The organism is Rhizobium sp. G21 (assembly GCF_014158035.1).
Lineage (GTDB): Bacteria > Pseudomonadota > Alphaproteobacteria > Rhizobiales > Rhizobiaceae > Rhizobium_E.
On the sequence record NZ_JACFXW010000001.1, the window covers coordinates 2,382,571 to 2,397,140 of the forward strand.

The 14,570-nt window shown below is 61.8% G+C and carries 15 protein-coding genes and 4 pseudogenes; 7 read left to right on the forward strand and 12 right to left on the reverse strand.

The genetic code is table 11. The features are described from left to right. Positions 1-46: 46 nt before the first annotated feature. The 6 genes from cpaB to H2O14_RS12170 form a co-directional block, all read right to left on the reverse strand. Positions 47-871 (reverse strand): Flp pilus assembly protein CpaB, encoded by an 825-nt coding sequence (gene cpaB / locus H2O14_RS12145; RefSeq protein WP_182827856.1) that lies wholly within the window; start codon positions 869-871, stop codon positions 47-49. A gap of 202 nt (positions 872-1,073) precedes the next feature. Continuing rightward, positions 1,074-1,244, reverse strand: a complete 171-nt coding sequence (locus H2O14_RS12150) for a Flp family type IVb pilin (protein WP_182827857.1) — start codon at positions 1,242-1,244, stop codon at positions 1,074-1,076. Between the two features lie 587 nt (positions 1,245-1,831). Beyond that, positions 1,832-2,347, reverse strand: a complete 516-nt coding sequence (locus H2O14_RS12155) for a prepilin peptidase (RefSeq protein ID WP_182827858.1) — start codon at positions 2,345-2,347, stop codon at positions 1,832-1,834. 33 nt (positions 2,348-2,380) lie between these two features. Beyond that, positions 2,381-2,563: a Flp family type IVb pilin gene (locus H2O14_RS12160; RefSeq protein ID WP_182827859.1), complete on the reverse strand. Its 183-nt coding sequence runs from the start codon at positions 2,561-2,563 to the stop codon at positions 2,381-2,383. Between the two features lie 142 nt (positions 2,564-2,705). Further along, positions 2,706-2,876, reverse strand: a complete 171-nt coding sequence (locus H2O14_RS12165; RefSeq protein WP_182827860.1) for a Flp family type IVb pilin — start codon at positions 2,874-2,876, stop codon at positions 2,706-2,708. A gap of 159 nt (positions 2,877-3,035) precedes the next feature. Continuing rightward, complete coding sequence (locus H2O14_RS12170) at positions 3,036-3,290, reverse strand: hypothetical protein (RefSeq protein ID WP_182829475.1); 255 nt, start codon at positions 3,288-3,290, stop codon at positions 3,036-3,038. On the opposite strand from H2O14_RS12170, the pseudogene H2O14_RS12175 reads away from it, so the two are divergent. From H2O14_RS12175 to H2O14_RS12200, 6 genes and pseudogenes are all read left to right on the forward strand, one after another. Continuing rightward, positions 3,183-3,583, forward strand: a pseudogene (locus H2O14_RS12175) (pilus assembly protein N-terminal domain-containing protein). The gene H2O14_RS12170 and the pseudogene H2O14_RS12175 overlap by 108 nt on opposite strands. Before the next feature lie 112 nt (positions 3,584-3,695). After that, positions 3,696-4,307: a TadE/TadG family type IV pilus assembly protein gene (locus H2O14_RS12180; RefSeq protein WP_182827861.1), complete on the forward strand. Its 612-nt coding sequence runs from the start codon at positions 3,696-3,698 to the stop codon at positions 4,305-4,307. A gap of 216 nt (positions 4,308-4,523) precedes the next feature. After that, positions 4,524-4,895, forward strand: coding sequence for a hypothetical protein (locus tag H2O14_RS12185; RefSeq protein ID WP_182827862.1), 372 nt, complete (start codon positions 4,524-4,526; stop codon positions 4,893-4,895). A 74-nt stretch (positions 4,896-4,969) separates the two neighbouring features. Continuing rightward, entirely contained in the window at positions 4,970-6,202 is a 1,233-nt protein-coding gene (locus H2O14_RS12190) for a phosphopentomutase (protein WP_182827863.1), read from the forward strand. Between the two features lie 125 nt (positions 6,203-6,327). Further along, positions 6,328-6,957, forward strand: a complete 630-nt coding sequence (gene upp / locus H2O14_RS12195; protein WP_137155219.1) for a uracil phosphoribosyltransferase — start codon at positions 6,328-6,330, stop codon at positions 6,955-6,957. A gap of 131 nt (positions 6,958-7,088) precedes the next feature. Beyond that, the gene (locus tag H2O14_RS12200; protein ID WP_182827864.1) at positions 7,089-7,592 is read left to right on the forward strand and encodes a TIGR02281 family clan AA aspartic protease; all 504 of its coding nucleotides are present in this window, start codon (positions 7,089-7,091) and stop codon (positions 7,590-7,592) included. Here H2O14_RS12200 and deoA read toward each other — a convergent pair. The 5 genes and pseudogenes from deoA to H2O14_RS12225 all read right to left on the reverse strand — a co-directional run bounded on the left by deoA (position 7,585) and on the right by H2O14_RS12225 (position 12,949). Further along, positions 7,585-8,895: pseudogene (gene deoA, locus H2O14_RS12205) on the reverse strand (thymidine phosphorylase). The gene H2O14_RS12200 and the pseudogene deoA overlap by 8 nt on opposite strands. A gap of 14 nt (positions 8,896-8,909) precedes the next feature. Then, on the reverse strand, positions 8,910-9,305 hold the full coding sequence (locus tag H2O14_RS12210; protein ID WP_182827865.1) for a cytidine deaminase: 396 nt from the start codon (positions 9,303-9,305) through the stop codon (positions 8,910-8,912). A 1-nt stretch (position 9,306) separates the two neighbouring features. After that, positions 9,307-10,279: pseudogene (locus tag H2O14_RS12215) on the reverse strand (ABC transporter permease). Between the two features lie 2 nt (positions 10,280-10,281). Then, positions 10,282-11,415, reverse strand: coding sequence for an ABC transporter permease (locus H2O14_RS12220; RefSeq protein ID WP_182827866.1), 1,134 nt, complete (start codon positions 11,413-11,415; stop codon positions 10,282-10,284). Then, positions 11,412-12,949: pseudogene (locus H2O14_RS12225) on the reverse strand (ABC transporter ATP-binding protein). The gene H2O14_RS12220 and the pseudogene H2O14_RS12225 overlap by 4 nt, the downstream one beginning before the upstream one ends. Before the next feature lie 113 nt (positions 12,950-13,062). Between H2O14_RS12225 and H2O14_RS12230 the strand changes: the two are divergent. After that, positions 13,063-13,278, forward strand: a complete 216-nt coding sequence (locus tag H2O14_RS12230) for a SlyX family protein (RefSeq protein WP_182827867.1) — start codon at positions 13,063-13,065, stop codon at positions 13,276-13,278. An 89-nt stretch (positions 13,279-13,367) separates the two neighbouring features. On the opposite strand, the gene H2O14_RS12235 is transcribed toward H2O14_RS12230, so the two are convergent. After that, positions 13,368-14,324 carry a BMP family ABC transporter substrate-binding protein gene (locus H2O14_RS12235; protein ID WP_312858596.1) on the reverse strand — a complete coding sequence of 319 codons (957 nt, stop codon included), beginning with the start codon at positions 14,322-14,324 and terminating at the stop codon, positions 13,368-13,370. Between the last annotated feature and the right edge of the window lie 246 nt (positions 14,325-14,570).

Genomic DNA, 14,570 nt, shown 5'->3' on the forward strand with positions numbered 1-14,570 from the left:
GGCAGAAGGATTTTCTTGTTTGTGACGCTCACGGTTCCGCTCCCGATCAATGGCTGTCGTTTTCAGGGACTTGGCTGGTGCTGAGCTTCTGGATCACACCCGACTTGATCACCTGGACGGAGCCCTCGCCCGCCTCGCCCGAAAGAAGATGTTTTGCGACGACGGAATCGGGCTCCTGCGCATCGGCGACGGAGCGGAGAGCGAGCGTCAGTCGATCGGCCATCTGCTGGGCCACGGCGATGACCTTGGCCTGATCCGGGGTCAGCTCGAGGGTGGCGGTGGTGCCGACCACCGTCTTCTGGCCCTCTTCCTTTTCCTGGATTTCCTGGTCGATGGCCAGGACGCGGATGTTGCTGAGGATGGTCTCGGTGTCATAGGCGCCCTCGTCGGACTTCTTGACCATGATCACGTCGACGCGGTCGTTTGGCAGAATGAAACCGCCGGCGCTGGTCGACACCGAGATTTCCGTGCCGACGGCGCGTTTGCCCGAGGGCAGCAGCGACGACATGACGGCGCCCGCGGGATCTGCGATCTTTTCCGGCCTGATCGGTTCACCCTCGAAGATCGGCATGCGGACGATGGCGCCGTTGAGCTCCTTCAGCGCATCCGGCCGCTTTTCGACGGTGATGAAGCCTTCGACGACGCCGTTTTGCGGCCAGCCGACCCATTTCATCGATTCTTCGTTGAGCCGCGCGCCGATCGGCAGATTGGCCGAGGCGACCAACACGTCGACGACCGGCTCCTTCTGGATCACGGTTTCGGACTGCATCTGGACGACAGTCTCACCGCGCCTCAAATTCATGGCCATGAAAGCGGCCGCGCCGGCCGCGACGACGGCGACAGTGAGAATGATCAAACGGGCGGGTTTCATTCCGAGGTCCCTGCGAATGGATGAATTTCCAACCGCAGAATGATCAGGAATTGGTGTAATTATAGTTAACGAAAAGGTTACGAAGACGGTAAACGAAAGGTTTCCGCTGAGGAGCCGTCAAAAAGACGGCGGAATAATCCCCATGGAAAAGCCCGCCTGAGGGGGCGGGCTCTTCGGATCGCGATCGACGTGATCGGAAGGATCAGGTCACGTTCAGCTTGGTCGACAGCGTGTTGAACTGGGTGTTCAGCTTGTTGCCGAGCGTGGTCGCGCCGGTGATGAGGGCGACGGAGATCAGCGCGGCGATCAGGCCGTATTCGATTGCGGTGGCGCCAGACTCGTCATTCATGAAGCGAGAAAAAATCGAGGACATCATTGTCTCCTGTGGGGTGAACTTCAGCACTTCCGTCAACTGTTTCCGTCGATCGGATGAGCACACCCTAGCCGTCAGCTGATTGCGACCGCCTTAACAGACTAGGTTAAAATATACTTTCGTGAGCCATGCTATTTCTTGTGGTGAATCATTTGAAAAAAGCCCCGGTAAAATTCGAGCTTTCTGTTTTTCGCAAACACCATAGTTCGACCCACTGGATTTCACGGCTTTGCAATCGGCTTCTCTTGGCGGGAAGCGCTGTGCTGGAACGCCACCGGCGCCGAGCGGTACGACGGAGGACCGCCCTGTGTCCGAATGCGAAACAGTCTGGACGTTTACAAATGGGACTCGGCGCGCGAATTTAACACATTGCAACAGAGAGAGAGAGAGAGAGAGAGAGAGAGCCGGCGGATCGAGCCGGTCATGGAGACCACGTCATGCGCCGAAATCCGTGGCTCAACCACGGCGGTCGCGACCCGCCTGAAGAACGAGGAACCACGCATGTCTCGCCGAACACTAGAAGCGGAAACGGCGACAGAACAGCCTGAAAGTAAGGAAGGGCCTCGTGATCGAGCCAGCCCCGGCGATCAACCCGGAAAAATGCCAACAATGCTCTGGAACATCGGCGACTGCGGGAACGTCGCGAAGGCTGCAGCGCCGATCGCGATGCCGTAGGGGACCTTGTTGGCCTGCATCATCGTGGCGGGCACCGGCAGACCCGAGGCGATAATCAAATTCGAGTTGGCGCGCAGCAGCAGGACGACGACCGATAAAACACCGCCAAACAGACCGACATAGGCGAAGTAATTTACGGCGGCGGCAGTCCAGCCATACCAGATCGCGCTGGCGGCAAGGATTTTTGCATCGCCCCCGCCCATGACACGGAGTGCGAACAGCGCAAACCCGGCCACAAACACGGTGAGGCCCGTCAGCAGATGCCATCCGAAATCGACGACCGACAGCCCTGAAAACGGCGCGATGAGAAGAAAGGATGCGACCAGAATAACCGAGAGACGGTTGGGAATGGTCATCGACAGAAAGTCGTTCGTCGCGGCCATCGCCATGCAGAGCGGAAATATTACTAGGACCGCAGCTGTCAGCATGGCGTCTTTCCTTTTCCGTGTGAAAGAAGAGCGTTATTGACCCGCCCAGGCATTTTCAATCGTGTTGCTGATGCCGTAGAACTGGCCGTTCAGCCGATTGCTGAAGGCGCCGAAACCACCCAGAAGCGCAACGCTGATGATGGCGGCGATCAAGCCATATTCCACCGCGGTCGCGCCGGACCTATCGGTAAGGAAACTCTCGATCAGCTTTGTCATGCGCTTCCCTTCCCGACGTCCAACGAACTGTCGCGACCCTAGAGCAGCTTGATTACGTTTTCTTTAATCCGGCCGCCGCGCACAGTTTGCGCGGACGACACAAAGAACCGACAGCTACATGCCTTGGCCGGCACAACTGCCGTTAGGTCACGTTCAACTTGGTCGACAGCGTGTTGAACTGGGTGTTCAGCGAGTTTCCGAGTGCAGTGGCGCCGGTGATGAGTGCGACGGAAATGAGCGCGGCGATGAGGCCATATTCAATAGCGGTGGCGCCGGAATCATCCGCCATGAACTTGTTGAGCAGACGGGACATAGTAACCCTCCATAACTGTGCCAGAAATCCGTCGCCCCTTTGGCGACGGAGGCGCAAGATAAGCCTATATTCTTGATTTCTGCTTTAGATGTTTGGTTAACACTACGCCGGAGATCGTAGCAATTACGTATAAAGACACGGTTGCCCGCATGATCATCTTCAGGATCGATCATTTCCGGCATAATTGCGCATCGCTGTGTGAATTGGGCCGGGCTGCTTTTGTTGAGACCCGCCGCCGTCCGTTAAGCGGCCATTTACCCTTTCGCCGCATAATTTCTGAAAATCGCTCCTTGATCGGATCTGCCCATGCGTCTGCCGACCTTCTTCGTCTTGCTCGGATCTTGCCTCGCCGCGGGCTTCGGCGCGTCGGTTGCGCATGCCGATGACGCTTTCATGCAGGTCTTCCTCAATCATGCGAAGGTCCTGAAGCTGGATCGCCCGGTCGCCAAGGTCATCGTCGGCAATGCGGCGGTCGCCGATGCGACGGTGGCGGACGCCAAGACGATCGTGCTCACCGGAAAGGCATTCGGCACCACCAACCTCGTGTGCTCGATGCGGCGGGCGACGCCATGCTCGACGAGAGGATTCTGGTGTCGATCGATGAGGACAATACGCTCAGGCTGTTCCGGCAGACCGAGCGCACCGTTTATTCCTGCACGCCGGCCTGCGAGCAGCATCAGGCTTTGAACGGGGCCGGGATCAACTGATCCTTTCGAATCTCTCAAACAGATCGCTAAAATTTGGCGAGGCCGGAAAACCCGGATTTAAGTCGGAACGCCTATCGTGACACGACGTTCATGACGACGATAAAGGGCTCCGATGCTGGGAGACAGGTTTCTGAAGAAGGCGCGGCGCGTCTTTGGCGGATTTCGACGCGCCTCGGACGGCGCCGCGGCGATCGAATTCGCCATTCTCATCCTGCCGTTCGCCATTCTGGTGTTTGCGATCTTCGAGACGTTCACCGCCTTTGCGGGTGAAACGCTCGTCAACAACGCCGTCGACACGATGGCGCGCAGGATCCGCACCGGCGAGATCACATTCGGCCAGGGCAAATCGACCGACATGACCGAAGCGGAATTCCGCCAGGCGTTCTGCGATGAAATCGCCGTCTTTCATATGTGCGACGACGCCGAAGCCGCCACCCCCGCGAAGCTCTATATCGATGTTCGGCAATTTGCGTCTTACTCCGCCATGCCGCTCGACGTGCCCAAAATTTCGAGCGCGGCCTATTCGGATCTCGACACCAGCGACTTCGCCTTCTCTCCCGGCGGGGCCGACAGCAAGAACATGTTGCGCGCCTATTATCGCTGGAGCGTGATGACCGATCTCGTCCGCCCCTATGTCGCCAATCTCAAGCCATCGGGCGAGGCCAGGCCCACCCAGTTCCTCATCGTCGCCACGTCGGTTTTCGAGAACGAAGATTATGAATGAGCGCTTGCGAAACCTCCTGCGTCATCGTTTCCTGAACCTTCGCCGCATGGTCGGCGACCGGTCCGGCGCCAGCGCCATCGAATTCGCCTTCCTGATGCCGGTGCTGATCGCCCTTTATCTCTCTCCTCCTACGAAATCACGACGGCCTACACCGCCTCTACCAAGGCGCTGAAGGCGGCAAGCACGGTGGCCGATGCGGTGGCGCGGCAAAACACGGTGAGTAAATCTTCGCTCGCAGACATGATGGATGCCGTCCGGGCGACGCTGGCGCCGGACAGCGCCGAGGGTGTGGGGCTCAAGATCAGCGGCGTCTCGGTCGACAGCGCCGGCAACGCGCGCGTTCTGTGGTCGTGGAGCCAGGACGGCGATGCGCCTTATGTGAAAGGCAGCGAGGTGGATGCGCCGGACGATCTCAAGACGCCATCGAGCTTTTTGATCCGGGCCGAAGTGTCTGCCCCGCACGAGATCCTGCTTTACATGACCAGCGCGGGTTCCTTCGACCGATCGACGAGGAGCATCACCCTGCATCGCGAATTCTACTTCAAGCAGCGCCTGGGCGACGAAATTCCCTGCAGCGACTGCTCCTGACAAGCGGTCGACTTGCCAAGGGCGGCTGCGCCGCTTAACTGTCGCGTGACTATTCTCATCCGCACAGGATCCGCATGGCCCGCGTCTTTCTCTTCGTGCTCGACTCCTTCGGCATCGGAAACGCGCCGGACGCAGAACGATATGGCGATCTCGGGGCGGATACGCTCGGCCATATCGCCGAATTCTGCGCGGCGGGGGCAGCCGATCGCGCGGGACTTCGCGAAGGCCCGTTGATGCTTCCGCATATGACCAGCCTCGGCCTCCTGCACGCCTATGTCGCCGCCAATGGCGTGTTGCCGGCCGGCATGCGCCATGCGCCGCGGCTGCTCGGCGCCTTCGCCGCCGCCCAGGAAACGTCGAAGGGCAAGGATACGCCCTCGGGCCATTGGGAGATCGCCGGCGCGCCCGTCATGTTCGACTGGGGTTATTTCCCGAGCCAGGGCGACGCCTTTTCGCCCGATCTCGTCGCGCAGATCTGCCAGGCGGCGGACCTGCCCGGCATTCTCGGCAATTGCCACGCTTCGGGCACCGACATCATCGCGCGTCTCGGCGAGGAGCATATGCGGACGGGAAAGCCGATCTGCTACACCTCTTCGGATTCGGTGTTTCAGATCGCCGCCCATGAACAGACATTCGGGCTCGACCGTCTGCTGGCGTTGTCGGAAATCGTGCGCGGCATTCTCGATCCGCTCAATATCGGCCGCGTCATCGCCCGGCCCTTCCTCGGCGACAGCGCCGAGACCTTCGAGCGGACCGGCAATCGACGCGATTTCTCCGTCCTGCCGCCGGAAGCGACGTTGCTCGATCGACTGACCGCGGCCGGCCGCTCGGTTCACGCGGTTGGCAAGATCGGCGACATCTTCGCCCATCAGGGCGTGTCGACCCTGACCAAGGCGAACGGTAACATGGCGCTCTTCGACGCTTCGCTGGACGTGATGGACAAAGCCGAAGACGGCGATCTCGTCTTCACCAATTTCGTCGATTTCGACATGCTCTACGGCCATCGCCGCGATGTCGCCGGCTATGCGGCGGCGCTCGAGGCCTTCGACGACAGGCTGCCGGATTTCGCCGCGCGCATGAAGCAGGGCGACGTCGCCATCCTCACTGCCGATCACGGCTGCGATCCGACCTGGCGCGGCGCGGATCATACGCGCGAGCAGGTCCCGGCGCTGATGTTCGGCCCCTCGGTGCGGCCCGTCTCGCACGGCGTGCGCAGAAGCTTCGCCGATATCGGCGAGACGGTGGCGCAGATTCTCGGCGTCGAGGCCGGCCCGCATGGGGCGGGATTCTGGTCCCCTGCGGGCTGAAACGCCTGATTTCCGCCTCTTTGATGGGGATGACAGGGCAAAGGCGAAATGGGCGCTTGCGGGGCCGCCGCCATCGTGGAAAAACTCGGTCGACAGCAGACAAGAACAAGAAAAGGCATCCCGACATGGACGGCGTGACAGTCATCAATCATCCGCTCGTGCAGCACAAGCTCACGATCATGCGCAAGAAGGAAACCTCGACCGCCGGCTTCCGCCGCCTGCTGCGCGAGATCTCCACCCTGCTCTGCTATGAAGTCACCCGCGACCTCGAGATCACCTATGAAGAGATCGAAACGCCGCTCGTGCCGATGACCGCGCCGATCCTCGAAGGCAAGAAGCTGGTTTTCGCCTCGATCCTGCGCGCCGGCAACGGCCTGCTCGAAGGCATGCTGGACCTCGTGCCCTCGGCCCGCGTGTCGCATATTGGCGTCTATCGCGACCATGAAACGCTGAAACCGGTCGAATATTACTTCAAGGCGCCGGAAGACATCAACGAGCGGCTGGTGATCGTGGTCGACCCGATGCTCGCCACCGGCAATTCGTCGATCGCCGCGATCGACAAGCTCAAGGAGCGCGGCGCGACCAATATCCGTTTCCTGTGTCTGCTGGCGGCGCCGGAAGGCATCAAGAACTTCCACGCCTTCCATCCGGATGTGCCGGTCTACACCGCCTCGATCGACAGTCATCTCAACGAGAAGGGCTATATCGTTCCCGGTCTCGGCGACGCCGGCGACCGCATGTACGGAACGAAGTGACCGGGTTTCTTAAATCGGATTTAACGCTTTTCTCGAAAAAGCCTGGAAGGCGCCGTTCGGCGCCTTTGTTTTTACATATCTCTTAGCAAATCCGCACTAGCGTCATTCTCCTGTATGCATGGGAGAATTCTATGATCGGGCGCGCGCTCCTCATCTGGTCCTCGGTGATCGTGGTGGCCGTCAACGTGCCGGCGATGGTCGATCCGGCCAAGAAACACGCCTCGGACGGCGAGACCGCGCCGATCGGCGCGTCCGCCGCTCCGTCGCGCAGCTATGTGCTGAAATCCAACGACTCCGGTCATTTCGAGGGTCGATTTCGGCTGAACGGCAAGCCGCTGGACGCAATGATCGACACCGGCGCGACCTTCGTCACCATCAACGAGGCAGACGCCCGCAATCTCGGTTATGGCGGCAACGAACTGAATTTCCGCTATCAGGTCGACACCGCCAACGGTCCCGCCAAGGCGGCGCGCATCCAGTTGCGCTCGGTTGAAATCGGCACGGTGCAGGTGCGCAATGTCGATGCGCTGGTGCTGAGGGGCCGCAAGCTCGCCTCGCCGCTGATCGGCATGAGCTTCATGCGCAAGCTCGATTCCTACTCCGCCGACAATAGCGAAATGCGACTGGTCAACTGATCCGCTTGATCAGGACGGTCCGAGCCGGAGCCGGCTCGTCGGCGATCGTCACGCAATCGAGAAATGCGGAAGCCCCCTCGCCGCCGCCGCGTCGTCGGCGGCATGAACAACAGCGAGCGGCTCGCCGGCGACGATCTTTCTTCCAATCGGCGCGATATCCGTAAAGCCGGTGCGGTGGTCGACGGCGTCTTCCGGCCGCAGACGCCCGCCGCCGAGTCCGATCACCGCCAGGCCGACCTCTCGGGTGCGATAGAAGGCGACGAAGCCGGAATTCGGGGCTGGGATCGGGCGGACAACCGGCGCTTTCGGCAGACGGGCGCGCCAGGACGTGGTGAAATCGACCGGCCCGCCCTGGGCATGCGCCATGCGGCCAAAGACCTCCATCGCCCGACCGGAGGACAGGGCCGCTTCCGCCGTCCGTTCGGCCTCGACGAGACCTTCCACAAGGCCGGCATTGACCAGCATTTCCGCCGCAAACGCCATGACGACCTGATGGATGCGCGTCCCTGACTTGCCGCCTTCGAGAAACTCCATGGCATGGGCGACTTCGACGGCGTTGCCGGCGCAATCGGCGAGCGGCTCGTTCATGTCGGTGATCAGCGCAGAGGTCTTAACGCCCGCGCCATTGGCGACATCGACGATCGAGCGCGCCAACGTTTCGGCTTCTTCCATGCTCTGCATGAAGGCGCCGTTGCCGGTCTTCACGTCCATGACCAGGGATTGCAGGCCGGCCGCCAGCTTCTTTGATAGGATGGAGCCGGTGATCAGCGGCACGGAATCCACCGTGGCGGTGACGTCGCGGATGGCGTAGAGGCGTTTGTCGGCGGGCGCGCATCTGACCGGTCTGGCCGACGATGGCGCAGCCCACATTCCGCACGATCGCGGAAAAGCGCTCCTTGTCGGGAAAGATGTCGTAGCCCGGAATCGATTCCAGCTTGTCGAGCGTGCCGCCGGTATGGCCGAGGCCGCGCCCGGAGATCATCGGCACGGCGAGCCCGCAGGCAGCCACGATCGGCGCCAGCATCAGCGAGACATTGTCGCCGACGCCGCCGGTCGAATGCTTGTCGCCGATCGGCCGGTCGAGATCCGGCCAGGTCATGACGTCGCCGGAATCCCGCATCGCCAGCGTCAGCGCCACGGTCTCCTCGGCGCTCATGCCGGAGAACCATACGGCCATGGCGAAGGCCGCCACCTGTCCCTCCGAGATCTCGTTGCGCGAAAGCGCGCTGACGAAATCGTAGATGACGGCGGGCGGCAAAGTCTCGCCATTCCGCTTGGCGCGGATCACTTCCTGCGGGATCATGCGGGCGTTCTCCTTCAGCCGATGACGTCGGTGTCGAAGCTGAACGGGAGAAGCTCGTCCATCGTCATCGTCTTCTTCACGCCAGTCTCGTCACAGAGATAGATGCGCGTGTCGCGATCGGCGAATTCGGCGATTTTCTGGCGACAACCGCCGCAGGGCGGGCACAGCGCCATCTTCTCGGCGATCACGGCGATCTCGACGATCTTCTTGGCGCCGCCCATCACCATGGCGCCGATCGCCGTGCATTCGGCGCACCAGCCCTGCGGAAAGGCGAGGTTCTCTATATTGGCGCCCTTGTAGATGACGCCGTCCTCGGCGCGGATCGCCGCGCCGACGGGGAATTTGGAATAGGGCGCATAGCATTTGCCCATGGCGTCTTTCGCCGCTTCGAAAAGCTGGTCCAGCGACATCTCAGCGCTCCTTCACATAGGGGACGCCGGCCGCCTTGGGCGGCATGGCCTTGCCGATGAAGCCCGCGAGCAGCACGACGGTGAGGATATAGGGCAGCGCCGTCCAGAGCTGCACGGGGATCTCTCCGATCAACGGCACCGGCTGGCCCTGCATGGCGATGGACAGCGACTCCAGGAATCCGAACAGCAGGCAGGTGAGCAGGATGTTCTTCGGCTTCCAGTTGGCGAAGACCAGCGCCGCGAGCGCGATGAAGCCCTTGCCGGCCGACATGCCTTTGGTGAAACCGCCGCTGACGGCCATCGACAGAAACGCGCCGGCGAGGCCGACGAAGACGCCGCCCAGCAGCACCGCCATGTAGCGCAGTCGCGCCACGGAGATGCCGGCCGTATCCACCGCGCCCGGATTTTCGCCCACGGCGCGCAGGCGCAGGCCGAAGCGGGTCCGATAGAGGATCCACCAGGTCAACGGGATCATCGCGAAGGCGAAATAAGTGAGCAGGTGGTGGCCCGACAGGATGCGCTCGTAGAAGACGCCGATGACCGGAATCTGACCGATCTCGGCGGCGAGCGGCAATTGCACCGTCTGCAGTTTTGCGTCGCCCGAGAGCGAGGGGCGTGCGGCCTGCCATGTTGAACCAGGCCTGGCCGATGATCACCGTCGCGCCCATGGCGACAAAGTTGATCGCCGTTCCCGAGACGACCTGATTGCCGCGCTGGGAGATCGAGGCGTAGCCATGCACGGCCGAAAACGCCACCGCGCAGAGGATGGCCGAGGCGATGCCGAGCACGGCCGAGCCGGTGACCGCGGCGCCGGATGCGCCGGCGAAGGCGGCCGCCAGCAGCTTACCTTCGAGGCCGATATCGACGACGCCGGAGCGTTCGGCATAGAGGCCGGCCAGCGCGGTCAGGATCAACGGCACGGACATGCGGATCGTGCCCTGGAGAACAGAGACCCACCAATCGATATTTTCCATGATCAGCCTCCAGCAACTTCAGTGGTGGGCGCGCCGCCGCGGCGCATACGGGCGAAGGTCATCGTCACGGCGGGGCGGAACAGATGCTCCAGCGCGCCGGCGAACAGGATGACCAGACCCTGGATGATGACGATCATGTCGCGCGAGATGTTGGGCATTTCGAAGGCGATCTCGGCGCCGCCCTGATAGAGCATGCCGAACAGGATCGAGGCGAGAATGATGCCGACCGGATGCGACCGGCCCATCAGCGCCACGGCGATGCCGACGAAGCCGGCGCCGGCGACGAATTCCTGCTGGATGCGGAACTGGTCGCCCATGATCGAATTGATCGCGAGCAATCCGGCCAGCGCGCCCGAAATCAGCATGGTGACGATGATGATCTTCTTCTCGGAGATGCCGGCGTAACGCGCCGCGCCGGCGCTGTGGCCGAGCGTGCGCATTTCATAGCCGAGTCGCGTGCGCCAGATCAGCAGCCAGACCAGGTAACAGGCGAGAAGCGCCAGCAGGAAGCTGAGGTTGAACGGCGAATTGCGATTGTCGAGGCCGAATATCGCCAGCAGCCAATCGAGCTTCGGCAATTGCCCGCCGGCCTCGAAGGTGCGCGACTGGATCGCCATAGAGCCGAAGGGCTTGAAGACGTTGATCAGCATCCACAGCATCAGGCTGTTGGCCATATAGTTGAACATGATCGTGGTGATGACGATGTGGCTGCCGCGATAGGCCTGCAGCCAGGCCGGCACCAACGACCAGAGCGCGCCGGTAGCGATGCTGCCGACGATGGCGAGCGGGAACACTACATACCAGGGAAGCGTGGAATCGAACATCAGGCAGGCGGCAGCCACGCCGATGCCGCCGATATAGGCCTGGCCCTCGACGCCGATATTGAACAGGCCGGCATGGGCCGCGACCGCCACGGCGAGACCCGCAAAGATGAAGTTGGTGGCGTAGAACAGCGTGTAGCCGACACCTTCGCCGGAGCCGAAGGCGCCGGTGATCATCAGTTCGGCGGCGCGCAGCGGATTTTCGCCGACGAACAGCACGACGAGGCCCGAAATCAGGAAGGCCGCGATGAGATTGAGCAGCGGGATCAGGCCATATTCGGCCCAATTCGGCAGCTTGGCAAAGGGCGCGCTCATTCGGCTGCCTCCTTCTCTTGTCTTCCACGCCCGCCATCAGCAGGCCGATTTCCCCTTCCGGCGCATCCGGGCTGCGTTCGCCCACGACGCGGCCGGCGAACATCACCAGGATGCGGTCCGACAGCGAGCGGATCTCGTCGAGTTCGACCGAGACCAGCAGGATGGCCTTGCCGGCGTCGCGCATTTCGATGATGCGGCGATGGATGAATTCGATCGCGCCGACATCGACGCCGCGCGTCGGCTGGCCGATGACCAGCACGTCGGGATTCTGCTCCATCTCGCGCGCCAGCACGATCTTCTGCTGGTTGCCGCCCGAGAAATTGGCGGTCTTGAGACGTGGATTGGGCGGACGGATGTCGTATTGGGCAATCTTGGCCTCGGCGTCCTTGCGGATCGCATCGACATCGAGCAGCCAGCCCTTGGTGTATTGCGGCGCGTTGTGATAGCCGAGAATGGCGTTTTCCGCCTCCTCGAACTTCAGCACCAGACCGGTGTGATGGCGGTCTTCCGACACATGCGCGAGACCGCGGCGACGCAGGTCGGCCGGGTCGCCATGGCCCGTCACGTCGACCGGCTTGCCGTTGAGTTCGACCCTGCCGGTCAGCGCGCGGCGCATGCCGGCGATAGCTTCCATGAGCTCCGACTGGCCGTTGCCGGCGACCCCGGCGATGCCGACGATTTCGCCGGCGCGCACATCGAAGGAGACGTCGTCGACCATGGTCACGCCGCGGCTGTCCCTGACGGTGAGATTGCGCACCGACAGCTTGACGCCCGAGGGATTGGCCTCGCCTTTTTCCACGCGCAGCAGAACCCGGCGGCCGACCATCAGTTCTGCGAGTTCCTCCACCGTCGTCTCTGCGGTCGTGCGGGTCGCGACGATCTCGCCGCGCCGCATCACCGACACTTCGTCGGTGATCGCCATGATCTCGCGCAGCTTGTGGGTGATCAGCAGGATCGTCTTTCCCTGTTCCTTGAGCTGGGCGAGGATCCGGAACAGGTGATCGGCCTCGGCCGGCGTCAACACGCCCGTCGGTTCGTCGAGAATGAGGATTTCGGCGCCGCGGAACAGGGCTTTGAGGATCTCGACGCGCTGCTGGATGCCGACCGGCAATTCCTCGATCGTGGCGTCGGGGTCGACCTCCATCTCATATTCCTGCTCGAGCCGCTTCAGCTCGGCGCGCGCCTTGGCGATGCCCTTGTTGAGAATAGGCGAATCCTCGGCGCCGAGCATGATGTTCTCGAGCACGGTGAAATTTTCCACCAGCATGAAATGCTGGTGGACCATGCCGATGCCGGCGGAAATCGCCGCGTTCGGATCCTTGATATGGGCCTTCTGGCCGTTGATGTGGATTTCGCCCCTGTCGGCCTGGTAGAAGCCGTAGAGGATCGACATCAATGTGGATTTGCCGGCGCCGTTTTCCCCGATGATGCCGTGGATGGCGCCCTTGCGGACCTTGAGGTCGATGTTCTTGTTGGCGTGGACGGGGCCGAAACTCTTGTCGATGCCCTTGAGTTCAATTGCAAGTTCGCTCATGACAGCCCATATCGGAACGGCCGGCCAACAGGGCGCGGCTTTCTGGACGGATAGTGTTGAGGTTTGGGACGCCTGTCCAGCGGCTTTCGCCAGCCAGCGACGGAGAAAACGCCATGAGCGACGAAGACCTTTCGGCCCGCGTGACGCTGCTCGAGGAAACAATCGCGCATCAGAGCCGCATGATCGAGGATCTGTCCGGACAGATCGCCGGGCAGTGGAAAATCATCGACCAGCTTCAATTCCGCGTGGAACGGCTCACCGAGCAGTTCCGCGCGCTCGAGGACGCCGCGCTCGAAGCGCCGGGCATCGCCAAGCCACCCCATTATTGATTGTTCGCCCCGTTCATCCGCAGGGTTTTCTTCCCAAAAAAGAACCGCCCTGGCTTACGCCAGGACGGGTCTCTCATGCGTTCAGCCGATCAATAGGGGCACTTCTCGTCGGACATGTAATCGTGCACCTGAACGGCGCCCGAGATGATGTCCGCCTTGGCCTTGTCGAGGGCGGCGGTCATTTCGGCGGTGATGAGCGGCTTGTTGTTGTCGTCCATCGCGGCGCCGACGCCGTCTTCCTTGAGGCCGAGGTTCTGAATGTCGGCGACGAACTTGTCGGTCTTCACATCGTTGAACGAATTGTAGACGGCGACGTCGACGCGCTTCAGCATCGAGGTGAGAACCTTGCCCGGCTGCATGCCGTTCTGGTTGGAGTCGACGCCGATGCCGAGCTTGCCGGCTTCCGCGGCGGCCTGGAGAACGCCGACGCCGGTTCCGCCGGCGGCGTGGTAGACCACGTCCGCGCCCTGGGCGATCTGCGACTTGGCGATTTCGCCGCCCTTGACCGGGTCGTTCCAGGCGCTCGGATCAGAGCCGGTATAGGCCTGGAACACTTCGGCGTCCTTGTTGACCGACTTAACGCCGCCGACATAGCCGCAGGCGAATTTGTGGATCAGCGGAATGTCCATGCCGCCGACGAAGCCGACCTTGCCGGACTTCGCGGCCATGCCGGCGAGCACGCCGACGAGGTAGGAGCCTTCCTGTTCCTTGAAGACGATCGACTTCACGTTCGGCTTGCCGGTCACGACCATGTCGATGATGGCGAATTTGGTGTCGGGATATTCGCCCGCGACCTTTTCGAGGGCTGCGGCCCAGGAGAAACCGGCCACGACGATCGGGTTGTTGCCGTCGCCGGCGAACTTGCGCAGCGCCTGTTCGCGCTGGGCGTCGTTGGCGATTTCGAATTCGCGATAGGCGATGCCGGTGTCGGCCTTGAACTTTTCTGCGCCGTTATAGGCGGCTTCGTTGAACGACTTGTCGAACTTGCCGCCCAGATCGTAGATGATCGCCGGCTTCACATCGGCGGCAAAAGCGGATGCGGCCATCGACGCCGTCGCCATCAGTGTCAAAAGGATTTTTTCATTGTTCTTTCCCTGTTGCCTCACAGTTTTGCGGAATTAGCCGGAGACCCCTCTAACGGCTCTCAACTAACGGCCCTGCCTCTTTCCCTCTCGAGGACGAGCGCGGGGCATCCTTGCATGGCTAGGGGAAAAATTCACCAAAAATTTTTCAGTTGGTAAAAATCGGGCCACCCCACCGTTTTCATAAACGAAAACAGTGGGGTGGCCCCT